The organism is Mycoplasma parvum str. Indiana (assembly GCF_000477415.1).
Lineage (GTDB): Bacteria > Bacillota_I > Bacilli_A > Mycoplasmatales > Mycoplasmoidaceae > Eperythrozoon_A > Eperythrozoon_A parvum.
Genome location: NC_022575.1, coordinates 389981 through 416709 on the forward strand (window position 1 = coordinate 389981; position 26729 = coordinate 416709).

23 protein-coding genes and 2 tRNA genes are annotated in these 26729 nt (G+C 27.5%); 3 read left to right on the forward strand and 22 right to left on the reverse strand.

The window, feature by feature from the left end:
- The first annotated feature begins 58 nt into the window (after window positions 1-58).
- Window positions 59-1279 carry a hypothetical protein gene (locus PRV_RS02010; RefSeq protein ID WP_022770104.1) on the forward strand — a complete coding sequence of 407 codons (1221 nt, stop codon included), beginning with the start codon at window positions 59-61 and terminating at the stop codon, window positions 1277-1279.
- A 55-nt stretch (window positions 1280-1334) separates the two neighbouring features.
- On the opposite strand, the gene PRV_RS02015 is transcribed toward PRV_RS02010, so the two are convergent.
- Window positions 1335-1574, reverse strand: coding sequence for a hypothetical protein (locus tag PRV_RS02015; protein ID WP_022770108.1), 240 nt, complete (start codon window positions 1572-1574; stop codon window positions 1335-1337).
- Between the two features lie 124 nt (window positions 1575-1698).
- The gene (locus PRV_RS02020; protein ID WP_022770112.1) at window positions 1699-2142 is read right to left on the reverse strand and encodes a hypothetical protein; all 444 of its coding nucleotides are present in this window, start codon (window positions 2140-2142) and stop codon (window positions 1699-1701) included.
- Window positions 2143-2511: 369 nt separating this feature from the next.
- Between PRV_RS02020 and PRV_RS02025 the strand changes: the two genes are divergently transcribed.
- Window positions 2512-3663, forward strand: a complete 1152-nt coding sequence (locus PRV_RS02025; protein ID WP_022770116.1) for a hypothetical protein — start codon at window positions 2512-2514, stop codon at window positions 3661-3663.
- A gap of 139 nt (window positions 3664-3802) precedes the next feature.
- Here PRV_RS02025 and PRV_RS02030 read toward each other — a convergent pair whose 3' ends face one another.
- The 10 genes from PRV_RS02030 to gmk form a co-directional block, all read right to left on the reverse strand.
- The gene (locus PRV_RS02030; protein WP_022770120.1) at window positions 3803-4939 is read right to left on the reverse strand and encodes a hypothetical protein; all 1137 of its coding nucleotides are present in this window, start codon (window positions 4937-4939) and stop codon (window positions 3803-3805) included.
- Window positions 4940-5336: 397 nt separating this feature from the next.
- Window positions 5337-6437 carry a hypothetical protein gene (locus tag PRV_RS02035; RefSeq protein ID WP_022770123.1) on the reverse strand — a complete coding sequence of 367 codons (1101 nt, stop codon included), beginning with the start codon at window positions 6435-6437 and terminating at the stop codon, window positions 5337-5339.
- A 45-nt stretch (window positions 6438-6482) separates the two neighbouring features.
- A complete protein-coding gene (locus PRV_RS02040) occupies window positions 6483-7583 on the reverse strand; it encodes a hypothetical protein (RefSeq protein ID WP_022770127.1) in 1101 nt (366 codons plus the stop codon).
- Between the two features lie 27 nt (window positions 7584-7610).
- Entirely contained in the window at window positions 7611-8612 is a 1002-nt protein-coding gene (locus tag PRV_RS02045) for an ABC transporter ATP-binding protein (RefSeq protein WP_022770131.1), read from the reverse strand.
- A gap of 220 nt (window positions 8613-8832) precedes the next feature.
- Window positions 8833-10332, reverse strand: coding sequence for an ABC transporter ATP-binding protein (locus PRV_RS02050; RefSeq protein ID WP_022770139.1), 1500 nt, complete (start codon window positions 10330-10332; stop codon window positions 8833-8835).
- Window positions 10332-11357 (reverse strand): iron ABC transporter permease, encoded by a 1026-nt coding sequence (locus PRV_RS02055; RefSeq protein ID WP_043896190.1) that lies wholly within the window; start codon window positions 11355-11357, stop codon window positions 10332-10334. The genes PRV_RS02050 and PRV_RS02055 overlap by 1 nt, the downstream gene beginning before the upstream one ends.
- Window positions 11358-11380: 23 nt before the next feature.
- A complete protein-coding gene (locus PRV_RS02060) occupies window positions 11381-12502 on the reverse strand; it encodes an iron chelate uptake ABC transporter family permease subunit (RefSeq protein ID WP_022770147.1) in 1122 nt (373 codons plus the stop codon).
- Entirely contained in the window at window positions 12495-12983 is a 489-nt protein-coding gene (locus PRV_RS02065) for an NAD(P)H-dependent oxidoreductase (RefSeq protein ID WP_022770151.1), read from the reverse strand. The genes PRV_RS02060 and PRV_RS02065 overlap by 8 nt, the downstream gene beginning before the upstream one ends.
- A 10-nt stretch (window positions 12984-12993) precedes the next feature.
- Window positions 12994-13878 carry an HAD-IIB family hydrolase gene (locus PRV_RS02070; RefSeq protein WP_022770155.1) on the reverse strand — a complete coding sequence of 295 codons (885 nt, stop codon included), beginning with the start codon at window positions 13876-13878 and terminating at the stop codon, window positions 12994-12996.
- A 3-nt stretch (window positions 13879-13881) separates the two neighbouring features.
- Complete coding sequence (gmk, locus tag PRV_RS02075; protein WP_052312108.1) at window positions 13882-14478, reverse strand: guanylate kinase; 597 nt, start codon at window positions 14476-14478, stop codon at window positions 13882-13884.
- Window positions 14479-14599: 121 nt separating this feature from the next.
- Here gmk and ileS point away from each other — a divergent pair, with 121 nt between their 5' ends.
- Entirely contained in the window at window positions 14600-17332 is a 2733-nt protein-coding gene (ileS, locus tag PRV_RS02080) for an isoleucine--tRNA ligase (protein ID WP_022770163.1), read from the forward strand.
- Here ileS and PRV_RS02085 read toward each other — a convergent pair.
- From PRV_RS02085 to PRV_RS02125, 10 genes are all read right to left on the reverse strand, one after another.
- Window positions 17318-18481 carry a hypothetical protein gene (locus PRV_RS02085; RefSeq protein ID WP_022770167.1) on the reverse strand — a complete coding sequence of 388 codons (1164 nt, stop codon included), beginning with the start codon at window positions 18479-18481 and terminating at the stop codon, window positions 17318-17320. The two genes, ileS and PRV_RS02085, sit on opposite strands and share 15 nt — an antisense overlap.
- 248 nt (window positions 18482-18729) lie before the next feature.
- Window positions 18730-19389, reverse strand: a complete 660-nt coding sequence (locus PRV_RS02090; RefSeq protein ID WP_144062311.1) for a hypothetical protein — start codon at window positions 19387-19389, stop codon at window positions 18730-18732.
- Window positions 19390-19830: 441 nt separating this feature from the next.
- The gene (locus tag PRV_RS02095; protein WP_144062312.1) at window positions 19831-20487 is read right to left on the reverse strand and encodes a hypothetical protein; all 657 of its coding nucleotides are present in this window, start codon (window positions 20485-20487) and stop codon (window positions 19831-19833) included.
- Between the two features lie 249 nt (window positions 20488-20736).
- Window positions 20737-21387: a hypothetical protein gene (locus tag PRV_RS02100; RefSeq protein WP_022770183.1), complete on the reverse strand. Its 651-nt coding sequence runs from the start codon at window positions 21385-21387 to the stop codon at window positions 20737-20739.
- A gap of 494 nt (window positions 21388-21881) precedes the next feature.
- Entirely contained in the window at window positions 21882-22535 is a 654-nt protein-coding gene (locus tag PRV_RS02105) for a hypothetical protein (protein WP_022770185.1), read from the reverse strand.
- Between the two features lie 434 nt (window positions 22536-22969).
- On the reverse strand, window positions 22970-23626 hold the full coding sequence (locus PRV_RS02110) for a hypothetical protein (protein ID WP_022770187.1): 657 nt from the start codon (window positions 23624-23626) through the stop codon (window positions 22970-22972).
- Window positions 23627-24134: 508 nt separating this feature from the next.
- Window positions 24135-24782 carry a hypothetical protein gene (locus PRV_RS02115; protein WP_022770195.1) on the reverse strand — a complete coding sequence of 216 codons (648 nt, stop codon included), beginning with the start codon at window positions 24780-24782 and terminating at the stop codon, window positions 24135-24137.
- A gap of 573 nt (window positions 24783-25355) precedes the next feature.
- Window positions 25356-25431: transfer RNA gene (locus tag PRV_RS02120), tRNA-Trp, on the reverse strand.
- A gap of 31 nt (window positions 25432-25462) precedes the next feature.
- Window positions 25463-25555, reverse strand: a tRNA-Ser gene (locus PRV_RS03015).
- A complete protein-coding gene (locus PRV_RS02125) occupies window positions 25533-26705 on the reverse strand; it encodes a DHH family phosphoesterase (protein ID WP_022770199.1) in 1173 nt (390 codons plus the stop codon). Before PRV_RS02125 ends, PRV_RS03015 begins: the two co-directional genes overlap by 23 nt.
- Window positions 26706-26729: the final 24 nt, after the last annotated feature.

The window sequence follows — 26729 nt, forward strand, 5'->3', positions numbered from 1 at the left end:
TGGAAAAGGTTATAGTGTTCAAAGAGTACTTGATAAATTAAAGAAATAATTAATAGAAGTGTTTAAAGGGGGAATCATATTAGGAGGACTTGGTAGTGGCGGATTACTCAGTACAGCATTTTTGTTTTTAGCTGGAAATGCTAAAAATGAAAAAACTAGGGAGAATTTCTTCGACAGTGTATTAGATGGAAGAAAAATTGAGATTGAAAGTCTTTTTAAAAATAGAGGAGGGCTTTTTTATGCTATTCCACAGGGAGAAAAAGGAATTGATGGAGAATTGAAAGTAGTCACAAATAAGGAAGGAAAAGAAGGAGTGGATGGCATATTTGATAGCGGCTGTGAATTTGTCAGAAGTGTACTGGGAGAGAATGGAAGAATTAAATATTTAAAGGAAAAGGGTAGGAAAATTTTAAACGAAAAAGTAAAAGAATCTGATTGGAAAGAAAATATTGTAAGAGAGATTTTGGAAGGAGGGGAAAATCGAAAAGGTTGCTCTCTCGATAAAATATTAAATTCTAGCAGTAATGAATTTCGACCCTATTATTTAGTTGATGTAAGTAAATTTTCTGAAATAAGAGGGCAGAGTGGATTAATTAATTTTGGCAGAAACAGTAACGAACAAGTTAAGCTTTCGAGTTGAGGAATATATCAAACTGAAAAACAATTTGACAATGGAATTTCAAAAATTCGAATAATTGAAGGAAAAGGTAAGGGGAGGGAATTAACTTATGACTTATATATTTCAACAGAATGAACTAAACAGCTTGAAGATTGAAGTGTTGAAAATAAAGAAGATGTTGTGCTGGGTCTTTCAGAATTTGGCCCAAGAGAAGGAAATGAAATTACAGAGCAAAAAGGACTAACAAATTTAATTTGAAAAGCGAAAGGAGGAAAATGGATGTTTGCTCGTTTTGATCTTGGATTAGCTCCTGCTGTAAGAAATTTAAAAGAAAAAATTGGTTATTTAGAATCGGGAGAAGAAAAATGTAAAACCAAAAGTGAAAGTTTTAATAGTATTAAAGATAATAAATTATGTGAAATTAATTCAGATCAAGTTAAAAGCCAAAAGTGGCAAACTTGATTTCCGAAAATTTTAAGTAATTTAGAGAAATCAGAAAATAATTCAAGTTACCCATTTAAAAGGAGTGAATGTGAAAATTTAAAGGAATGTATAGAAAAAGCAATAGGAAATTCCAAAAATTCAGGAACTATGGTTGGGGTGTGGGGAGAAGTTGGAATTCTAGATGATAGTGGTGGCGTTAGATGGCGAAGTTTTTAATCTTAAAGGAGATTAAAAAAATGTGAATATCATATTTAACTAAAAAAAATAATAATTAAGAATCTAACTCTTCATCAAATACTTCTAAACCTTCTTTATCTAACGCCTTTTGATCAATATCCTCTAAATCATTTTTATCTTTCTTTTCACTTTCTTTCTCATCTTCTGAATTTATATTAGTTGATAATGATTGGCTATTATTTCTATCTACTAAAGATTTCATACTTCATGCAGTAATACTTAAAGCTCCAAAAGTAACTAATATTATTCTTCATGCCCCAAATATCCCAAACATTTTTTATCTATTATTTTTTAAATTAATTTTTAAACTCAAAAAAATTAATTAAAGTTTTTTAATTCTAATCTTCCTCCCTTTAGAGGGAAGAATAAAAAATAATTAATAACTTGACTTGCTTATTTTATTTATCTTCATAACATACACAAGGCTTCCAATCATCAGGAATAGAATTATTAACTTTTTTAACTATTCAACTAACCGGTTGAAGCATGTGAGAAAAAACAGAAGAAGCGGCATTAAATTTAGTAATAGTCTGTTTATCTGTTACAACATTTTGTTGATTTGGCATATGATGTGCATGATTTTCTCGTTGATTGTGATGACTATGCGTATTACCATGATGATTATGATGATGCTCTTTATGATGATGCTCTTTATGATGATGAGTAATTGATGTCGGGGGAAGTAATTTTTGCTCTTTTTGTGTTGAAGAATTGCTAGTTCAATTAAATAAATATGAAATATCTCAAGAATCGTTCACCAATCTATTTATAATAGGAGTTCCAGAACCTAACAAAGCCAAGGCTCCTGCTCCATAATAAAGATGAACTTTACAAAATTTCATGTTACCTAGATTTTATATAATCTTCACCTTTCAATTTAAGGATAAAAAATTTAATTATTTTAAAAATCCTCCCAAAGGATTAAAAACAATTTACTTGATTTAATGCTTTTTTAGATATAGATTTTTGATTACTTATCAAAAAATTAAATAATAGATTTAGATTATTTAGTATATAAAAATTTACGGAAAAATTCAAAATTCTAAAAAACTAATTTAAAATTATGGATTTAAGAGTAAAAATACCTATAAAAGTGAAATTAAAATTTTCTAGAAAGTTTTTATCTAAAATCATTTCACCAGCATTTATATGAGTGTAAAAATGAGAAAAATTTTAAACACAAAAAAATAGTGAAATAAAAGAAGTTTAAGTTGAAGACAAGTATAGTTTTAGGTGGAATTGGTGGAGGAGGTATATTTAGCACAGTAATTTTGTCTTCCTCGGGAATTTCCGGAAATAAAACTACTTGGAAGAGAAATTTAGAAAAAATGGTTGATGTTAGTTCGAATTTCAAAAACTTTGGTGGGGTTCTTTTGGTTCATTCAGGAGATGGAAAAGATTTAACAAATGAAATGAAAATTAATCGAGGAGTGCAAAAGGATAATAATGGTAATTTTGACAGTCGAATTAGTGATCTTAAAAAACAGGGATTTGAAATAAAAAGTTATTTTTGCGGTAGAAAAGAACTAAGAGAATTTATAAAAGGAAATAAAACCCTAACAATGAAAACATGCGGAAATAACGGAGAAATGTTTGATACTAATAATGATGAAGCGAGGATTAGGAGTATTGTGAAATTAAGTAGTTTTGAAGAATTAGAAACAAATCTTGGATTGATTTATTTCAGAAAAAAAGAAGGATCTTATGGAAGTTTTGTGGGGAATAAGTGAATAAATGTGGAGAAGGGTGGATTCCAAAATGGAATTAAAAAAGCCTATGAAATTACTAAGAAAGGAGAGCCCAAAATTAATGGATTTATAGGAATTGATAAATGGGATTTAGGAGAAGTCGAAGAGAAAAGAGAATCAAATCTAGAGGAAAAAAGAAATGAGATTTGAGCTATTCACGATATAACTCCAACAGGAGGAGATGAAGAATCGCAACAAACGGGAATAGACAATTTAATCTGGTTTTGAAATGGGAATTATCGATGAATGAAAATAAGTAATGGGTTATGAGTTTCTATAAAAAATATTGAAAAAATTAAAGAAAAGATTGGAGAATGAAAAGATAATACATGTAAAAAAGTGGTTGATACTTATTCTTCATTAAATAGCAAAACTTTGTGCGTAATTCAAAATAATAAAAAAGATGCGATTAGCGTTCTTAATGAAATATATGAAAATGCAGAAAGTGAAGAGGAAGAGCTTAAAAAATTTTATAAAGGAGAAGAATCGACATTCGAAAAAGCTTTAGATAAAGCAGAATGAGGAAATAAAAACAAGCCCGAAAGTGAATCAGAAAGAGTTCGAATTTGAGGTCAAGTAAGTTTAGAAGGGAAAGTTGGATGAAGAAATTTTTAATAAAAAAACTAAACAAATAATTGGAATAAATTTCTCACTATCCCATTAATAATAGAAATTAGACGTTAGAAAAAGATAGCTATAAAGATATCTTTTACTTTTACTACTTTATATAGTTTTCGTCTCTTAACTTAATTTTTTAATCTTTTATCTCTATACATTCTCTTTTGAGTGAGTCCTTTTTAACAATATCTGAACCATTTCCCGTAATTTTATGAACTTCTTGAGCTTTAAGACTAAATTCCTTTAAGCATAATAAATTTTCATCATAAAAGAAAGTTTTATGTTGGTTTAAATGAAAATTATTAAATTTATTTGGTGAATTTGATAATAAACTATTAATTCAAGCCTTTTTGACATAATCATTTTGTATTTTTCCTTTTTCTATACCAAAACTTAATTTTCTTCCCTGAGAACTAGTTAAACCAGTATTTCTAAAGCCAAAATGTTTGAAATAATATTGATTTATTCGGAAATAAGAATTAGGAAATACAAATAATGAATTTTTATTAGCTTCTCTTCTAAGAAATTCCAATGCTAAATAATTATTTTCTGGAATTTCTTTTATTTTTAAATGATTGAAATCTCTTTCTTTTTCGTAATTAACAACTAACTTGTTAATACTAGATCTTTTTAGTCCGCCTTCTCTAGAAAAACCATTTCATATGTCAAAGCAACCCAAAAAATGATTATCACTTAAAAATCAATTTTTAAGTCAATAATTACCTTTAGTTTGTTTTTTTTCTCCATTAGTTACTATTGCGATTGCATCGTTGCTATGTGTTCTGCCTCATTGGCGCTCACCGCCATGATCGGAATTATCAAAGCAAGATCCTTCTTTATGAAAAACTAAAAAAGTTACTATATCCTTTGATAATTTCCATTCTTTTATTTTTTCCTCTTTAAAAAAGTCTTTATAGTTTATTAATACATTTAATACTTTTTCTAAAAAAGAATAAGACGAATGTCCATAAATTGTTTCATCATTTTCTGTAGAAACTAAAGAAAGATCTATTTCTCCCTTTTTCAGGGAAGATCTCCCTGAATCAGAACCTACAGGAAGTAAAACTAAATCAACTTTACTTAAATCAATTTCTGGATATCCCTTATTATCTACACTATCGCTTAAAGTTTCAAATAAATCAAATAAAGAGCTGCTGCCCGCAACTGTTATATTTTTAATTCCTCTATCATTCTTATTCAATAAAGGAATTAAAATCCCTTGTAAACCAAAAGTTACTACTATTCCTGTAACTCATTTAGTTTTGAGTAGCAAGATTTACTTTATTTATATTAACTTAGTTTTTCTCTCTATTCTTTTTTTGCTATTGAAATAATTTGTTGAAATTTGAACAAAATTTAAAAAAATTTCTATTTTTATTATCGTAATTGCTTTTTTGGTTTTTCATTAACTGCCGTTTCATAACCTGTAACTATATATAATTCCTGTCTCTTGATATCCCCAGACAAACAAAGACAATTTACATCGAGATAGACAAAAATTATATCTAACTTGAAATTTTTATAACCAATTGTTCAAAAAATTAAATAAAAAAGCCATTGCATCCACCTTTACTGTTATAACCTTTAACATCTTAGATCTCTTTAATACAACAATTTATTTAAATTTGATAGTTCAAAACTAAGAAATTAATAAATTCCCGAATTTATATTTAGTTAAAAACTTTATTCACATCATAACCATAAGTATTTTCCCACTTAAATTGCTTACCTACATCTAGATAATTAACTAATAATTCAAAAATGTAAGCTTTTTTTACATTTTCTTCATTATTTGTTACATTTTCTTTTGAAATTTCAAATCTAAAAGCTCTTGACTTTGTACTTCTCAATGAAGTATTTTTAAATCCCAAACTATCTAAATACTTTTTATTCATTAAATAAAAAGAATGTGGAATTGCGAATAATGTATTTTGAAGTCCTTCTCTCTTCAAAAATTCAAATGCTAAATAATTATTTTCAGGAATTTCTCTAATTCTTGTATGATCAAATTTTTCATTTTCTTTGTAATTCAAAATAACTTTATTTAAATTGGATCTCTGCAAACCTCCTTCTCTTGAAAATCCTATTCATTCTTCAAAACAATGCATTTTTTCTGTTTTTGTTGCTCCTCCTCGAAACCAATTCAAAACAGATGATATAACTGACGTTCCTTTATTGCTTGCTTCTTTTTGAGCTGACTCTCGATTAGTAAAAATTTGCAAGATTTCTGTAATATATCTTGCTGCTCAACTATTTGAATTGCTGTGACTCGAATGTCCCCCCCCGTTATTGCTTGAAAGATTTTTCTTAAAACAATCGCCAACATTATCTAAAGCAAAAAAGAATATAGGATCATTTCCTAAAAGTCACTTTCTGCTTCGTTGTCCATAAAGATATTTTTCTGGATGTGAAAAAATAATATTTTTCATATTTTGAAAAATATTATCACTCGCATGACCAAAAATATTCTCTTTGTCTTCTGCTGAAGTTAAAGACATCTCTATTTCTTTATTTTCTAGAGATTCTTTGCCTCAAGCTGAGCCTGTAGGCAATACATTTAAAAAAATTTTGTCAAAATCTATATTTTTACCTAAGGTCGAAATACCCTGTTTATGGTTACTTAATTGTTCAAATAAATCAAATAATGATCCACTTCCAGCTAAAGTTACAGTAGTAACCCCTTTATCTTGAGAAATTAAAAAGGGTATTACTGCACCTTGAGAGCCGAAAGTAGATCCCCATCCAATAATTAGCTTTGTTTTACTTATCAAAAAAGTTAATTTAGTTCTTACAAATTAATAAACTCTCAAATTTATCTAGTTAAAAACTTTATTCACATCATAGTTATAAGTACTTTCCCATTTAAATTTTTGACCAATATTTAAATAATTAATTAGTAGTTCAAAAATATAAGCTTTTTTTACATTTGTCTCGCTATTCTCTACATTGTCTTTTGAAATTTCAAATCTAAAAATTCTCTGCCTTCTGCTCCTCAATAAAGTATTTTTAAATCCCAAACTATCTAAATAATTTTTATTAGTCCAATAAAAAGAGTTTGGAATTGCAAATAATGTATTTTGAAGACCTTCTCTCCTTAAAAATTCAAAAGCTAAATAATTATTTTCAGGGATTTCTCTAATTCTTGTATGATCAAATTTTTCACTTTCTTTGTAATTTAAAATAACTTTATTTAAATTAGATCTTTTCAAGCCTCCTTCCCTTGAAAATCCTATTCACTCTTCAAAACAATGCATTTTTTCTCTGTTTGTTGTTCCACCCCCTCCTAAAAGACTTCAAATAGATGAAAACAAAGATCCTCCTCTATTTGTTTTTTCTTCTTTCTGAATCTCATCGCGATTAGTAAGAATTTGTAGAACTTCTGTTATATATTTAGCTGACCAACTATTAGGATCGCTGTTCGAAGAATGTCCCCCCCCACTACTTGAAAGATTTTTCTTAAAACAATCGCCAACATTATCTAAAACAAAAAAATAAATAGGATCATTCGCTAAAGGTCACTTTCTATTGCGTTTTCCATAAAGATATGCTTCTGGTCGTAAAAATACAATATTTCTTATATTTTCAAACATACCATCACTTGCGCGACCAAAAATATTTTCATTATCTTCTGCTGAAGTTAAAGCCATTTCAATTTCTTTATTTTTTAAAGATTCTTTGCCTCAAGTGGAGCCTGTAGGCAATACATTTAAGAAGACTTTATCAAAATCTACATTTTGAGCTATAGTAGAACTTCCCTTACTACTATCACTTAAATGCTCAAATAAATCCAATAATGATCCGCTTCCAGCTAAAGTTACAACTGTAACTCCAGAATCTTTCTCATTTAAAAAAGGGATTATTGCCCCTTGCGAGCCAAAAGTAGTTCCAATTCCTGCAATTCACTTAAACTTACTCAATTAAAAATTAAGTAAGTTTATAAATTTTTAACTAAATTTGATATGTTTTTCTAAAAAACCATTATCAATTATTACTAATTCATCCATATAAGGTTTAACTTGATCTATATCATGATGAATCATGATAATAGTAATTCCATATTTTTGTTGTAGAGATTTAAGATAGTCGAGAACGACTATCTTATTTTTAATATCTAAGAAATTTAGTGGTTCATCTAAAACTATAATTTTTGAACCTTGAGCTATTGAGCGAGCAATAATTGCTTTCTGTCTATTACCTCCAGACAAAGAATATAAAGATTTAGACATTTCTTTTTCTAATTTCATTTCTCTAAGTATTTCCAGAATTTTCTCTTTTTTCTTCTCTTTAGATATTTTTTTAGTAAATCCTTCTCAAGGAGAAAAACCTATTGAGATGAATTCAAATAATGAAATATCATGATAAATTATTGATTGCTGAGGAATATAAGAAACATTTCTAGCAAAAGATTTAATAGATATATCTTTTAATTCTTTTCCAGCTCAAAGCACTTTTCCTTGATAATCAGATAATAAGTGAACTATTATCTTGGCAATAGTACTCTTTCCAGAACCATTACTCCCTACAATAACAATAAATTTCCCAGAGTTAAGACTTAAATTTAATTCTTTAATCAGTCTTTCATTTTTTGCAGTACTTAAATATTTTTCTCATTTTTTCTTTGCGAATTCCAATTTAGATAAATATTTATATATTCCATTAACTGTTTTAGGTAAATTCTTATAAGCAAATGAAAGATTAGTTAATACTAATAGTTTTTTTTGAACGGGCAATAAAGTAGGAAAAATTCTTTTAGAGTAATATTGATTTAGTTTAAAGGATAAAGCTGGTGAGGAAAAAAGCTCCTCTCAAGCCTTAATAGGGGAATTCAATAATAAATATTTCATAAAAATTAATCCAAATGGGTTGAAAACACTTTCTATAAAAAAATAAGTTTTAAGCTTATCATCAATATTTATTTTTGAGCTATAAATTTTGGTAGATAACAAAAATTTAGCGAAAAATAAAAAACTTGCAAGTGATAAAAAAAATCACTTTAAATTATTGAAAAAAGTTAAAGATTCAAGTTTTAAATCAGATAAATAAATAAATAAAGCTCATAAAGAAAGAGAAATAAGTATTGCTCAATGATTTATAGAAATTCACTTTATAGTTGTTTTGAGTGGTAAATAATTTTTTCAAGCAACTCAAATTAAAGAAAATAAGAACTTAATAATTGGAGGAAGTTGAATACAATAGGGAATTTCAATTTTCTGAAGAAAGATTTAAATCATAAAGCTGATTAAGAATATCAGCTTTCAAAATTTCTACTTTATCTCCCATTTTGAAAATTTTTCCATCTTTTAAAGCAACTATTCTAGTAGACAAATTAGCAATTTCCGTGAAATTATGTAAATTAGCAATAATAGTTTTACCAGAAAGATGTAATTTCTTTAAAAAAGAAATAAAGAAATTTCTATTATGTACATCTAAGAAAGTTGTAGGTTCATCCATCAGTATTAATTCAGCATCTTTCATTAAGATGCTAGCAAGAATAACTTTTTGTCTTTGGCCGCCTGAAAGCTCTCCCATTCTCTTTCATCTCAATTCTTGAATACCAACTGATTTAATTACTTCCAAAGTTTTTATATGATCTAAATCACTTATTTTTTCTAATCTAGATATTGAAGAATATCTAGAATAAAGTAAGAAATCATAAACAGGCGTATCTGCCTGTATATTTAACTCTTGAGGAATATAAGCAGTTTTCTTCCAAAAATATTTAATATCAATATTTTTTAATTCTTTGCCGCCTAAATAAAGTTCTCCAGAATTAGATTTGAGTATTCCTCCCAAATGTTTTAAAAAAGTAGTTTTTCCGGCTCCATTAGGTCCTATAATAGAGTAAAACTCATTTTTTTCTAAATTACAACTAATATTTTTAAGAATTTGATAATTATTTAATTGATAATTCACATTTGATAATTCAAAAGAAGAAATTTGATGATCCTTACTTTCCTTTCTTCTTTTTAAATAAAAAGGAAGATCAAATTTATTAATTTTTCTTTTTTTATCTAAATAATAAAAAAGAAACCAACCGGGCAGTTGAGTAATAATGTGATAACTTATTCTTTTAATCTTTCGTGATTTAGAAATATTTGGATCTAAAGCGATAAAAATGATTCATCCAAATAAAAAAAAAGAAGAACAAAATAAGATAACTACAGAAAAAATTGAAAAATCTATTCAATTAGATAAAGTAAGAAATTTAGTACTAAAACTATCGAAATTAGAAACTAAATTTTCTTGTTTAAGTTCTTTGTCAGATTTTTGATCTTCATGTTCTGTTGGAGAAATTAAATGTTTTCAATCTAAATCAGTTAAAAATTTATTTAACAATTTATGTAAATCTTTAGAATATAGAGATTCACTAGAATTAAGTAATCCTTTCAATTCTACTATTCCTTTATTGCCGCTAGTTTTATTGAAATCGAGTTGATAAAGAAGTTTTTTTAATCAAGAAAAACCTCCTGAAGCCATAATCATAGATCAATAAGAATGTTGAGGGAGGCTATTATTTTTTGTAGCTAAATTTTGTCCATTATTTTGTAAAAACTCATCTTCAGCCATTATTTTGTAATTTTCCATTATTTTTTTACCACTAAAAATTGTTAAAGGGAGAAAAGAAGTGCATAAAGAAGAAATAATTGAAAGTACTTTAAATTTCATTAAATACTCTTTTGTCTCAATATCAAGAAAAGAAAAATAGGAGTAATAATGGCTGTAGATAGTATTCCTATAGGAATATCTCCCCCAAAATTAACAGAAAAGAAAGTAGCGGACACTACTAAAAGAGCTCCGCAAATAAAACTAACTAAAACATTAGAGGAAGCTTTATTTCCAAAAATAAATTTAGCAATATGTGGAGCTATTATTCCTAATAAAGAAATAGTTCCTATTAAAGAACTTTCTATTCCAGCTAATAAAGCAATTATCACAAAAAACATTTTTTTTACTTTTTTTATTTGAATTCCTTGTGAAATTGCATAATCATCTCCCAATTCAATAATCTCTAATTCTCTTCTAAATAATCACACTAAACCAACTATAAAAGCTATTAATACAAAAGAAATTATTGTGACAATTCTTCAATGAGGTAAAGCAGTAATTTCTTCTAAATTAGGTAATCTACCGTAGCTATAGTTAGCTATTTCTTTCGAAATTAATGAAGCATTATCTTTATTATTTGTAACAACACTTAAAATAGCGACACTAATTGCTTCACAAAAAAATTGAAAAGCAATTCCAGAAATTACAAATGATTGAGTATTTTTTTTATTTTTAGAAAGAAAATAAATTAGACTTGTTCCAAAAATTGAAGCCAAAAGTGAGACAAATGGAAGAATTAATTTCAAAATTGGAACTGAAGCCTTTTCTCCATCAAAAGTAACAAATATATAAAAAGAAATAGCAATAATATTTAGGGATCCTATACCTAATAAAGAAATATCTGCTAAAGGGTTTTTAGTTAATTTTTGTAGGAGTAAGCCAGCTACTCCTAAAGCTCCTCCACTAAATGTAGCTAAAAAATATTGTCATAATCTTAAATTACTAATTCTATGTATATTAAAGTCATAATAACCATTAAAAGTAAATAAAGTAAAAAAAGTAGCTGAACAACAAACAATTAATAAACTTATTCACTTTGAAGGTTCACTTAAAGTTCTTAATTGGAGGGCTCTATTTACACTCATAGGATGGAATAAAGACATAAGTCTTATTCTTTAGTTAGAAGAAGCAAAGATAAAGCTCCCAAAGCCAAAATTACATTAGAGCTCGAAATGGAAGGAATTGATTGATTTATAGTGACAGCAATCATCATTAAACACATTGCAATTATTGATGAAATTGGAATAATTGTCTCATATTTTCTAGTACGATACAATTTTCTTGCTAAATGAGTACTAATAAGTCCAATAAAGGAAATATTTCCCACTAAATTAATAGTTAAAGTATTGCAACACAGAATTATTAAATAGCCTATAAATTGGAGTGCTTTAACATTTACTCCCAGTGAATGGGCTTGATCAAAGCCCAATTCAGTAAGATTTCAATTTTTAGATAATGATCTAACTATTATGAACAAAACCATTACTATAGGAATTGATCATCTTATTAAAGAATATTGAGAAGGGAATAAATTAAATATATTTTCAGCCCCTCCCATTGCAAGAGCAAAAGAAGTATTAATTGAGGTGGGGCTATATTGTTTTATTAAATGAATAGAAGTTCTGAAAAATATATTTAGAACTAGCCCAAAAAGAATAATCATTGTACAAATATTTGTTCTTTCTCATGTAGTTTTTCTATTAAATAAAAATCAAATTAAAGCAAATACCATAAAAGCGCATAAAAAAGAAGTGACAAAATGAGCTCAGTAAAAATCCCCTACATTTGCGCCTAATATAACTTTCAACACCATTAGCCCGAAAGCAGCTCCATCAATCATTCCTAAAGTTGAACAATCTGCTAATGGATTTTGAAGTAAAGATTGTGAAACATTTCCTGATAATGAAAGAAGAACTGCTGCAAGTATAGAAGCAAAAGAAATTCAAACTACTCTTTGATAATCACCAAATTTATTCATATCTTGTGTTTGAACTTCTGATTTTGCTTTCGGTCTAACTCCAAAAAGAGGAGCTAATACTTCTTCTAACTCCCACTTAGGGAGTTTTGTAAATAAATTAGTACATAATAAAGCTAAAGAAAGTAAAACTAATGAAATTCCAATACATCATTTTTTAGTAAATAAAGACTTCAATGGATTTCATCCAACATAATTCTTCTTTCTTTCGAGTAAGTTTTTTGGGAGGGAATAATAAGCATATATATTAGACATATTTTTTCATTTCTTTAATAAACTCCATTAAATTAATATTAGGAGTTTTGTTAAAGAAATGAATATCTTCTGCTCCTAAAGAATAAAAAGTTCAAGAAACAATTTTTTTAAATTCTTCTTCCCCAATATTAGTACTACTTACTCCAATTAGTATTACTCTTTTTTTATAAAAAAGTTTTTTAGTATGTAAGCTACATCAATCTAAAATATTTTTGAAAAAACCAGAAAAATTGTAGTTATATTGTGGAAATACAAAAAGTAAGATATTATGCTCTAATATCTTTTCACTAAGAAAAGAGATAGAAGGGGGGATTTTTTTTTCATTAATTAAATGATTATTTAAAAGAGGAACATTACTATCATAAGAATTTAAATAAATGGTCCATAAAGATAATTCCTTAGAAAGTGTTTGTGCTATTTCAAAACTTTTAGATTCTTTACTATTGCTACCGCAGATAATTAGAGCTTTAGTAAAAGTCATTTATGAAGAGCTAAAAGTTTGTAGTAAGAACTCTTGAAATTGCTTTTCCATCTTTATTTGTGGTATAAAAATTGATTAATTCAGTTTTATATTTGAAAGTTTTTTTAGAGTGAAAATCCACAGCAACTCCATAACCACATTGTTCAATCATGAGAATATCATTTCCTTCATTACCTACTCCACAACATTCACTCAATTTTCAACTTTTTTCTCTCTTCAAAATTTCTTCTATTGCGAAAAATTTATTAATTTTTCGATCAATAACTTCTAATAATCAGCCTCCATGAGTAGAAACATAAAATTCTGAAAATTTAGATTCTATTATAGCCCTTAATTTTTCTGAATTTTTATGAAGAGTAATTATCATCACTTTTTGTATATTATTTCAACTTTCAGATAAATACATTAACTCTACATATTTAACTGTTGCTCCATATTTTTTAGCAAATTTTTTAGCTAAAGTTTTAGAAATTAAGTCATTTTCTGTATAAAGAATATTTTCAGAAGTAAAAACTAAAAATGAAACTAAAAAATGACTTTTTACAAATTTAATTAAATGTCAGAGTTTATCAACTTTAAATGTTTTAGAGTAAATGATTTTTCCTGTTTCATTATTCACCAAAGTTCCTCCATTTAAACAAATTAAATAAGGTATTTTATATCCTCCCAATCTATCTTCTAATCATTCAGCAATTGCTTTAGCTCTAGTAATATTTCTCCCAGTAGCTAGTATTAAATGATTTTCACCTTTATCTAAGAAAGAACCTAAAATAGAGAGAGTATGCGTCCTTACTTTCCCCCACAATCAAGGCTTAGGAGAGAGAAGGGTTCCATCTAAATCTGTAAATAATACTCTTATTTTTGTTCTATATTGAGCTCTTTTTTTCTCTGGCATTATTTATCCTTTATTAATTTCTTGAGTGACTATTTGAGTCAAGCTTAAAAGAGCTTGATCAATAGAATCATTCAATACTTTATATTGAAAATTAATAATTTCTTTTAATTCTTCTTCAGCTTTTTGTAATCTTTTCACTATACTTTCCGAATTTTCTGTCTTTCTAAGAAGTAACCTCTCTTTTAAATGTTCTATACTTGGAGGATAAATAAAAATAGAAATAAAATCCTTAACTTTTTCTTTGATTTGATGAAAACCTAAAACTTCTATTTCAAGAATTACATTTCTTCCATTTTCAAGTAATTCTTGAACAGTATCTCTTAAAGTACCATAATATTCTCCGAAAAAATAAGCATATTCTAAAAATTTATTTTCAACTATTAAAGATTGAAATTCTTCTTTAGAGATAAAGTAATAATCTTTTTTATTTATCTCTCCTTTTCTAGGAGATCTAGAAGTGCAAGAGATGTTAATACTTAAATTGAGTTCTTCATTTTTCACTAATTCTGAAAGTAATGTTTTTTTTCCTACCCCACTAGGGCCACTAATAACAAATAACTTGCCTTGTTTTACTATTTTGTTTTGACTACTTCCCTTAATATTGAAAAACTAAAAATTTATTAAATTTTTACTCTGATAAAAACAAAATTAGAGAGCTAAAAAATTAAAAAATTTCAAGAAAACTCATATAATTAAATTTTTATAAAAAAATATTAAATTAATGTCCTCCCTAAAAGAGACATTATTTCTACCAAAAACTAATTTTTCTATGAAAGCTAATCTAGTTCAAAAACAAGAAAAATTCTCTAAATTTTGGTTAAATTCTCAAATTTATCAAAAAAGATTAGAGCAAAATAAAGATAATCCTAAATTTGTAGTTATGGATGGCCCTCCTTATGCTAACGGATCAATTCATATGGGGCATGCTTTAAACAAAATTTTGAAAGACTTAATAGTTAGATGAAAAAATATTTCAGGTTTTTATTCTGATTTAAAACTTGGATGAGATATGCATGGACTACCTATCGAATCCAAATTAGAAAAAGAAATAAAGGATTTTAAATCTCTACCAATTACTGAAAAAATTAAAAAATCTTTAAATTATGCTCTTTCTCAAGTTTCAATACAAGCCAATCAATTATCCAAATTAAATTTATCCTTTCCCTGCATTCCTTCCTATTTAACTTCAAATTCAGACTTTATAGAAAATGAATATTTCATTTTCAAAGAATTATTTGCTAAAAATTTAATTTTTCAAGAATATAAGCCTGTAGCTTGATCTTACTCTTCTTTAACTGCTTTGGCAGATTCTGAATTAAATTATGAAGATAGCGATTGCGATAGCATCTATTTTACTTGAGAAATAATCTCAAACTTACCTTTTGAGCTTGAAAAAGCTCAAATAATTTTGTGAACAACTACACCATATAGCTTGGAAGCTAATTTAGCAATAGTTTTCAATCCTTCTTTGAAATATTCTTTTTTCAAATATCAAGAAAATATTTATTTATCTTCCAACACTTTTATTTCTAATATTCCCGAAATATTAGGATGAGAAAATTCAGAAATAAAGGTTATTGGAGAAATAAATGCTGAAAAATTATCTAATTTGAAATATCATAACAGTTTAACTGGAGAGGAAAATTCTATTTTCCCTGCCAATTTCTTAGTAGAAGGAAAGGGAAGTGGATTTGTTCACACTGCCCCTGGACTAGGAGAAGAAGACTATTTAATTTGCAAAAAAAATAATATTCAACCTTATTGTGCTATTGATGAAAAAGGTATATTTTTCGAAAAAGTTAAATTTTCTCCTATTGCTAAAGTTTTTTACCAAGAAGCTTCAAAAATTGTTATAGAATTCTTACAAAAAAAAGAACAATTATTAAAAGTACATAGAATCAAGCATAGAATAGGTAAAGATTGACGAACAAATTTACCTATTCTTTATAGATCTACTAAACAATGGTTTTTAAATCTTGATACTCTAAAAAGAGAGTTAAATTCTCTTTTTTCCAAGAAAATATTTACTCAACCTCCTTGATTATTTTCTAAATTAAAAGATCAACTCAATTCTAGAGCTGAATGATGTATTTCTAGACAACGAGCTTGAGGTCTTCCAATTCCCATTATTTTCAAAGAAGAAGAAATTTTTGGTGGGCTTGAGCAATTATCAAGAAATATTGAAATTATTACTAAAGAAGGCATTGATAGTTGATATCTTAAGCCAATTTCTTATTTTGTAGAAAATTTATCTCCCGAAGAAGAAAAAAAACTATCTAAATGCACTGACACTTTAGATGTATGATTTGATTCTGGATCTGCTTTCTTTCTTAATAGAAGTGAAAATAATGAAGTTATTCCCTCAGATCTATATGTAGAAGGGGGAGATCAACTGAGAGGTTGATTTAATTCTTCTTCAATTCTTTCTTTGTTGATAAAAAAAGAATTGCCTTTTAAAGCTTTAGTCGCTCATGGTTTTGTATTAGATGAAAAAGGACATAAAATGTCCAAATCAAAAGGTAATGTAATTGATCCATTGGAAATAATTTCCAAATTTGGTTCAGATATTTTCAGATTATGAATTATTAATTCAAATTTTTTAAAAGACCTCAAATTTAGTGAGAATCAAATGAACTCTATTCAATTGCAATATCGAAAAATAAGAAATATTCTATTTAAGTTTTCCCTTTCTGTATTGGGAAAACTTAAATGAGAAGAACTTAAATTAGACTCTAAAAGCTTTAAATATCCAGAAAATGAATATATTTATTTAATTTTTTTAGAAACTATCTCTTTTATTGAAAATGAATTAAATCTTTTCAATTTTCATAAAGTTATTAAAAAAATTATTGATTTTATTGATCTTTACTCTAGTTGATATTTGGAAATAGTAAAACCAATTCTTTACTCTAGCTCTCCAGAAAATCCTTATAAAAAAGAAGTTATTACTGTTATTTCAGTAGTACTGAAATACTCTTTACTTCTTTTCTCTATATTTTTACCTCAGACAGCTGAAGAAGTTTATAGTCATCTTGATTTAGAAAATAAAAAAGATTCTATCTGACTAGAAAATTGGGATGTTAAAAACTTAAATAAAGAGTTTTATTCAGAAAATAGAGAAAAATGAGATACTTTTTTCTCTATCAAAAATAAACTATTTTCTTTGATGGAGGAAAAATATTCAACTAAAGAATTTAACTCATTAAAGGAAGTTTCACTAACTCTTTCAGATAAATTAATTAAAGATTTTGAAACAGAAGATTTAAGAAGAATGCTTGGAGTAGCCGAACTTCACTTAAATTCTGAAGAAAAAGAATTGAAAATTTCTAAAAGTTCTAATTCTGCTTGCGAAAGATGTCTTTTGTATTGTTATAAAGATATTAAATCTCATTTATTTAAAGGGAAAGATTATTTATTGTGCCCTTGTTGTATTGAACTTTTAAGAAAAAGCTAAGGAAGAAGCAATAAGGGCCAAAGCAATATATAAAAGAACTATAGCAAAACTTCAATTAATATTTCAGTAAATACTTTTAATTCCCTTAATAAAAGTCCCTTTCTTATTAATATAAAAGCCCGTCACAAAACAAATATTTATTAATAATATAGTGAAAATTCAAAAAACTAAAGGAATTTGTTCTTTTCCTGTGCCAATACTCTCAAATAATCATCCTCCCTTTATTAATTGAGTTAATGCTGGAAGCATTAAATTAAATAAGGCTGAACCTAAAAAGCCAGAACAAGCTGCATCATAACACTTAGATTGAAATAGAAAAAAGAAAGAAGAGAATTCAGGTAAAGAGGTTACTAGACTTAAAATAGTTCCTAAGCCTATATTTTTATCAATTTTTAATACTTTTTCAAATTTAGAAACTAATTGAAAATTGACAAATGCCAAAATAGCAAAAGCTGCAAAAATTAATAAAAAAACTATAGAGAAGTTGAAACTAGATAACTTTTGAAATATATTTTTATATTTTGGCGGGAGAGCAGAAAAATTAGTTGGTAAAGCGGTTGTAGGAGAGCTTTTTTTAGAAAAAATAAGATATAAAACTCATACAGCTAAATATAAAAAGGGTATAAGGTTGTAACCAAATATATTTATCTCTTTAGAAAAAGAGCTAAATATAAAAAATATTCCCAATAGAGCAAGCTCAATTGTAGAAATAGTTCATAAAAATAATTTTCCTTGAAATACTGAAGTAATAAATTTCTTACATTCTATTTGATCTTTCTTTCTTTTATAAGCTCTTTTTCAAATATATAGGGTAACTATAGCTAAAAATACTATTTGAACTAAATTAGCCCCTGTTAGGTTATATAGAGAATTAAGGGAAAATGGCATATCAAATTGTTGTCCATTTTGTGTTTGAGAAGATCCATCTTTTCTATCATAAAAGCCAGCAGTTATTGCATTAATAGTTTCTGACAATGATGTCCCAATTGCTAATAAACTAGAGCCTACAAATTTTTCAGAGAGATTAAATCTCTCTAAAATATTCTTTATTGATTCAGTAAATAAAAAAGATAAGGAGGCAATGCCTCCACTAACAACTAAAAAAGTAAAGAGTAATACAAAAGGATCTTTATCAAATATAGAAAACATTAAAACTTAAAAGGATTTAAACCCTCTTTGAAGAGGGTATTTTTATTATCCTATTAACCCTTTCTTATAGAAATAATAAGCCTTTCCATTTCTTTTATTTATTATTAAAACCTAAAATCATAAAACTTTTAATAAAAATTGCCAAGACGATTATTTTTATTTATTAGAAAATGCGCTAACCCGCGCATTTTCAAAAATTTAAGTATTTTTTTTAAAAAATAATGTGAATAAATCTATTTGATTAATTTTTATTTTGTTATTATTTTGTCTCAAACTTCACTAACTGATATGCTTTTTCTATTATTGAATTCTTTAAAGTTTTGTCGCACTAAATCACCAATTTTTCAAGCAAACTCAACTCGCGCACTTCAGGTCTTACCATCTTCGCCGCCTCATCAAGCTATTGGAAGCATAACATCTTGTTTTTTGCAATTATTTCTTTTATCACCTACCCCATCACACTTGAATGGACTTCTAAATTTAAACTGATCAACATCACCACGGCCATATCCTTCCTTGGTTGTGCTCAAATGTTTTTCTCATAATTCTCCCATTAACACTTGAAACACTTTCTTTACATTTTTCTTTCATGTCTCAGCATTGTTATCACTGCTATTAACTTTCCATAGTGATTGCATCTGATTTAACTGTTCCTTAGCGTCTTTTTTCCCTACTATACCTCTAGCAAAACTCAAAATCCCAGTACTATCTATCCCAAAGTTTCATCTATGCTTTTTAGATTTGTATTTTCCAGAAATATTAGTAAAAACCGCCTCTTTATTTTGCCCATTATTAGACTCCCTTAAAGAATCCTTTAAAGGGCGCCCCCCCCAAATTGCATAGGAAGTAGGTAAAACTGCTCCGCCGATAACCAAAGGTAAAAAGTAGGTGGCAAGTGCTCTTACCACCTTATTTCAAAAACATATTAATTAAGCCCTTTCTCGTAAACTTCTTTTCTACTTAGCAATAATTTATTATTTATTATAATAATTCTTGATATATCAATGACAAGCTTATCTTTCAAAATAATTTCTTTATCGGGGTTAGCTTTTTCGTCTTCTTACTTTATATCGCTAGTTGCAGACCCAATTTCTCACAAAGTTTCAAAAAATTCAAACTTTGAATTTGTATCTATAAAAACTCCAAACAAATAAATAATCTTTTTTATTAAATTTTTTATTGATTCGATAGGCAATATATAAAACAAAAATATTTTTTTACTGTATTTATTAAGTTAAGAATATACTAGTCTAGCAGAACTAGCTAAATACCCTACCTAACAAGGGGGGTGTTTTTAGTTATTTCATTGGCACTTTTTTGTATAGAAGTAAAAAAATCTCTTTAATTTTTTATTTTATTATTATTTTCTCTCAAATTTGACTAGCTTTTATATTTTTCTTGTCGTGAAATTCTTTAAAATTCTGACGTATTAAATCACCAATTTTCCAAGCAAACTCAACTCGCGCACTTCAAGTCCTGCCATCTTCGCCGCCTCATCAAGCCATCGGAATCATAACATCCTCTTTTTTGCAACCGTTTCTTTTATTACCTATCCCTTCACATTTAAATGGACTTCTAAATTTAAATTGATCAACTCTACCTTGCCCATAATGTTGTCCAGTTGCTTTCAAATGTTTCTCTCATAGACCGCCCATTAATACTTTAAATAAACTTTTTACTTGTTTTTTTCACGCCTCAGCACTTTGCGATCCATTTGTTTTTCATAAAATACTCATTTGATCCAAAGAATCTTTAGCTCCTCTATTTCCCACTATACCTCTAGCAAAACTCAAAATCCCAGTACTATCTATTCCAAAATTCCAACCATGCCCCTTTCCTTCGTATTTTCCAGTAATATCAGTAAAAATTGCTTCATTAGATTTTTGATTATTTAAACCTATTGAAGCTTTTTTCAAGGGTTGCCCCCCCCAAATTGCATAAGAAGTGGGTATTGCGGCCCCGCCAACAACCAAGGGTAAAACAAAAGTAATAAATGTTCTTACCATCTCATTTCAAACATATTTTAGTTAAGCTTTTCTAATAAACTTCTCTTCTACTCAAACAATAATTTACTATTTATTATAACGATTTTCAATATTTTCATTACAAGATCATCTTTCAAAAAATAATTTCTCTTATATATTAAAAATCCATATAATTTTTAAAAAAATTTAAAAAATTGTTATAAATTAAATAAAACTAAAAATTTTTTAAGAACACGCGACAAGCGACGCATATTCTTGAGTTTTAATTTTTTATTTTGTTATTATTTTTTCCCAAACCTGACCAACTGATATTCTTTTTTTATCATTGAATTCTTTAAAATTTTGACGAACTAAATCACCAATTTTTCAAGCAAACTCAACTCTAGCGCTTCATGTCTTACCATCTTCTCCGCCTCATCAAGCCATTGGAAGCATAACATTTTGTTTTGTACAACCTTCTCTCTTTTTTCCATCATCGTTACATTTAAATTGGCTTCTAAATTTAAACTGTTCAATGTCATCTTGACCATATTTTTTTCCAGTAGTCTTCAAATGTTTTTCTCATAATTCTCCCATTAACACTTGAAACACTTTTTTTACATTTTTCTTTCATTCTTCGGCATTATCATTTACGCCATTCCACAACTCACTCATGTTATTCAATTGATCCTTTGCTTTACTGCCCATTATACCTCTAGCAAAACTAAGAATCCCCGTACTATCTATCCCAAAATTTCATCTATATTTCTTAGGTTCATATTTTCCGGAAATGTCAGTAAAAACGGCCTCTTTAGTTTCCACATTTTTAATTCCTTGTAAAGAATCTTTTAAAGGGCGCCCCCCCCAGATTGCATAGGAGGTAGGCACAACTGCTCCCCCAATGACCAAAGGTAAAGCAAAGGTAGCAATAGTTCTTACCATATTATGTCAATTTCAAAAAATCTAAGTCTTTATTCAGAATTATCATTCAATAACAATAATTTATTCTTCATTATAACAATTTTCGATATTTTCATTACAAGATCATCTTTCAAAAAATAATTGCTGCGACAGGATTAGATTTTTCACTCCTCTTGCTGCATCTATTAAGCATAAACTAATTTAACATAAATAACTAAATATCCTCTTTTTTAGGTAGGGCATTTTTAATTACTATTCGCTAAACACTAAAGTCTTTTTAATTTCTTTTATTTATTCGATTACAAAATTGAAACCGAAATATTCTTATATATTAAAATCCACATAATTTTTGAAAATTTAAAAAAATCTATTACAAATAAAAATTAAAAATTTTTATCAGAAAATACGCTAAATAACGCATTTTTTGGAGTTTTAGTTTTTTTAATTTATTCTTACTTTAATATTTACCTTTTTTAAAGAGAGGATTTTAATAGTCAGGAATTGTGATTAATTTTTTATTTTATTATTATCTTCTCTCAAATTTGACTAGCTTTTATATTTTTTTTGTCATGAAATTCTTTAAAATGTTGACGTATTAAATCACCAATTTTTCAAGCAAACTCAACTCGTGCACTTCAATTTTTGCCATCTCACCAAGCCATTGGAAGCATAACATCTTCTTTTTGGCAACCTTCTCTTTTATCTCCTACCTCCCCACACTTAAATGGACTTCTAAATTTAAATTGATCAACTCTACCTTGTCCATGTTTTTGTCGAGCAATTTCCAAATGTTTCTCTCATAATTCACCCATTAACACCTTAAACACATTTCTTACTTGTCCCTTTCATTTTTCAGCAGTATCCGATCCATTTCCATTTACTTTCCATAGAAATTCCATTTCATTTAAAGTTGTTTTTGCGTTTTTGTTACCAACTAATCCCCTAGCAAAACTTAAGATTCCAGTGTTACTTATTACAAAATTCCAACCATGTTTCTTAACTTTAAATTTACCAGCCACATTTGTAAAAACTATCTCTTTATTTTCTCCATTCTTTAAACCTATTGCAGCTTTTTTCAAAGGTTGCCCCCCCCAGATTACATAAGAAGTAGGTATAGCGGCGCCACCAACCACCAAAGGTAAAACAAAAGTGACAAGTGTTCTTACCATCTTATTTAAAAAATATTAATTAATCCTTTCTAATAAACTTCTCTTCTACTTAACACAATAGTTTACTCTTTATTATAACGATTTTCGATATGTTCGTGATAAGCTTATCTTTTAAAATAATCGATTCAATTGGATTAGCTTTTTCATCATTTTACTGCGTCTGTTAAGTATACACTAATTTAACAAAACTCACTAAATGCCCTATCTAAGGGGGGATATTTTTTAATTTTTTATATAGAAATAAGAAATTTTTTTAATTTCTTTTATTTAATTACAAAACTGAAATATTCTTTAAATAAAAAATAACTTTTCCTATATATTAAAAATCCATATAATTTTTAAAAAAAAATTTAAAAAATTGTTATAAATTAAACAAAACTAAAAATTTTTTAAGAACACGCGCCGATCGGCACATATTATTGAGTTTTAATTTTTTATTTTGTTATTATTTTGTCCCAAACTTGACCAACCGATATTCTTTTTTTATCATTAAATTCTTTAAAGTTTTGACGAACTAAATCACCAATTTTTCAAGCAAACTCAACTCTAGCGCTTCAGGTCTTACCATCTTCACCTCCTCATCAAGCCATTGGAAGCATCACATTTTGTTTTTTGCACTCCTCTCTTTTACTTCCATCATTTTTACATTTAAATTGGCTTCTAAATTTAAACTGTTCAATGTCATCTTGACCATATTTTTTTCCAGTAGTCTTCAAATGTTTTTCTCATAATTCACCCATCAACACTTGAAATACTTTCTTTACATTATTCTTTCATTGCTCTGCATCATTATTACCATTTACTTTTCATAGTGAACTCATGTCTTGTAATTTATCCTTAGCTCCTTTACTTCCCATTATACCTCTAGCAAAACTAAGAATCCCCGTACTATCTATCCCAAAATTTCATCTATATTTCTTAGGTTCATATTTTCCGGAAATGTCAGTAAAAACGGCCTCTTTAGTTTCCACATTTTTAATTCCTTGTAAAGAATCTTTTAAAGGACGCCCCCCCCAGATTGCATAGGAGGTAGGCACAACTGCTCCCCCAATGACCAAAGGTAAAGCAAAGGTAGCAATCGTTCTTACCATCTTATGTCCATTTCAAAAAAGCTAAGTCCTTATTTCCAATTACCATCTAATAATAATTTATCATTCATTATAACAATTTTCGATATTTTTAATACAAAATCATCTTCCAAAAAATAATTGATGAGATTAGATTTTTTTATTCTTACTGCACTTTATTGAACATATACTAATTTAATAGAACTAAACTAAATACCCTACTTAAAAAAGGAGAGGTATTTTTATAATGACTTCACCAAAAACTGAAGTTTTTTAATTTCTTTTATTTATGCGATTAAAAAACTGAAACCGAAATACTTTTTAAATAAAAAATATATTAAAAAATCCATATAATTTGTGAAAATTTGAAGAATTGTTACAAGCAAAATTAAAAACTTTTTGTCAAAACACGCGCAAAAAGGCGCATGTTTCGGAATTTTAGTTCATTTTTTTGTTAATATTTTTCAAAATTTACAAATTATTTACTCTCAGTTTAAAAAAATTCTAATAGTTAAAGATTTTGATTAATTTTTTATTTTATTATTATCTTCTCCCAAATTTGACTAGCTTTTATATTTTTCTTATCATGAAATTCTTTAAAGTGTTGACGTATTAAATCACCAATTTTTCAAGCAAATTCAACCCGCGCGCTTCAATTATTTCCATCTCATCAAGCCATTGGAAGCATAACATCTTCTTTCTTGCAACTTCCCCTTTTATCTCCCAATTCCCCACATTTAAATGGACTTCTAAATTTAAATTGATCAACTCTACCTTGTCCATGTTGTTGCCCAGCAACTTTTAAATGTTCTTCCCATAACTCACCCATCAATACCTTAAACACTTCTCTCACTTGTACCTTTCACTGCTCGGCATTTTGCGATCCATTTACATTCCAGAGGAAGCTCATGTCCCTTAAAGTTTCTTTAGCATCTTTATTGCCAACTAATCCCCTCGCAAAACTCAAAATTCCAGTATCATTTATCTTGAAATTTCATCTATGTCTTTTAAATTCATATTTACCAGTTATATTGGTAAAAACTACTTCTTTATTTTCCCCACTCCTTAAACCTATTGCAGCTTTTTTCAAAGGTTGCCCCCCCCAGATTGCATAAGAAGTGGGTATCGCAGCTCCACCAAAAACCAAAGGTAAAACAAAGGTGGCAATGGTTCTTACCATCTTATTTCTATTTCAAAAAAGCTAAATCTTTATCTCCAATTATCATCCAACAGCAACAATAATTTATTCTTCATTATAATAATTTTCGATATGTTATTTACAAGTACATTTTTCAAAATCGCCGCTTCATTAGCAGTAGCTTCTTCAGCGTCTTACTTTATATCACTAACTGCGGACCCAACTTCCCACAAAATTTCAAAAAATTCAAACTTTGAGTTTGTATCTATAAAAGATTCACAGTAAAATGATTTTTTACTACGTTATTTTCTTTTAAACTAAGGTAATCTAACTTCCCTTTCGGGAAGTTTTAGTAAGTAAATTCTAACTAAAGAAGATAAAAAATAAAAGTAAATATTTGACTATTACATTTTTTTTGAAATATTTTTAATTAATTCAATAAAACACCTTTTTTTCGCTTTAATTTAGTATTTATTCTGAATTAATTACACCTATACTAATCTAAAAGAAATTATTGAATGTCCCCCCCTAGGGGGGGTAGTATTTTTACTATCTAACTAATCTTTTTTATAAAAATAAAAAGTCTTTTTTACTTCTATGTACTAAATAATAAAATGGCGGGGGTGGCAGGACTCGAACCCGCAACACTCAGTTTTGAAGACTGATGTTCTGCCAATTGAACTACACCCCCAACCTCTCAAAAAGAGGAAAAAAATAAATTATGGCGGAATAGAGAGGATTCAAACCTCCGCATAGAGTAAACTCTATCTAACAGCTCTCCAAGCTGCCCTCTTAAATCACTTGAGTACTATTCCAGATGTAGCACCCTCTACTTTCTATCTTAGCCCTTCATTTATCTGATTTAACTAAAACTTTGATTATCACTAAGAAAAATTTATATAAATTTAAGAATTTAGATTTACCAAAATTCCTATAGTTAGAAATATTGGTATAACCAAATTTAACTAAATATTTATCAAGAAATATAACCAAATTTAAAAAATCTATTCTTGTTTTAAATAAAACAGAAGCACTTTTTTTATGTCCTCCCCCTTTAAAGAGTTTGGCAATACTATCTATTGCTAACTCCTTAGATCTAATAGAACATTTTCATCTATCAAATGATTCATCTTGAATTAAAATGGCCCATATTTGAATTCCTTCTATTCCTTCGAGATTAGTAATCGCAGATAAATAATCTTGAATTTCATATTTTTTCAATAGTGAAGCTTTAACTATTGAAAAAGCTAATCCATTAGGAGTTACTCTAATATTTCTAACTATTTCTTGATCAAATAATTTTTTATTTAAAGAATTTTCTGAAATTACACTATTAATTTCTTTTCGATTAATTCCTTTTTCAAGAAATTTTCATAAAACATAAAAAGTTTGAGGAGTTAAATGATCTTTAAAAAAATTACTATCAGTAATTACTCCAGCATATAAATATCTAGCTATTCTAGGATCAAAATTTAATTTTTTTTCAGATTTTTCAAATATTAAGAATAATTCTCCTAATATTTCTGCAGTAGAAGAATAAGAATGATTAATAAATTCTAATTGAGCGAAAGCATCCATTTTCGGATGATGATCAATAATAATTAATTCATTACAAAAATAGTGTTTTTGAGTTAATACTCTTTCTTGATTAGGAGTATCAACTATAATTCCTAAACTTTCTTTTAATTCCTTTTCAGGAAATTCTGTTAGAATTTCACCATCTTTTCAATTAAAGAGATATTTTTCATTCTTGCTCATCTCTTCAGGATAAATTCAAAGAGCAATTATTTTGTTTTTGAAATTTATATTTATTCAATAATAAAGAGAAAATAATGATGCATAAGCATCATAATCAGGCTTAATATGCAAAAAAATAGAAATATATTCATATTCATCAATTTTATGGAGAAATTTTTCTCCAAAATCTTTAATTAATCTTCTATTAATTAATTCAGCTCTTCCCATTTATCTAAATTTAAAGGAATACAG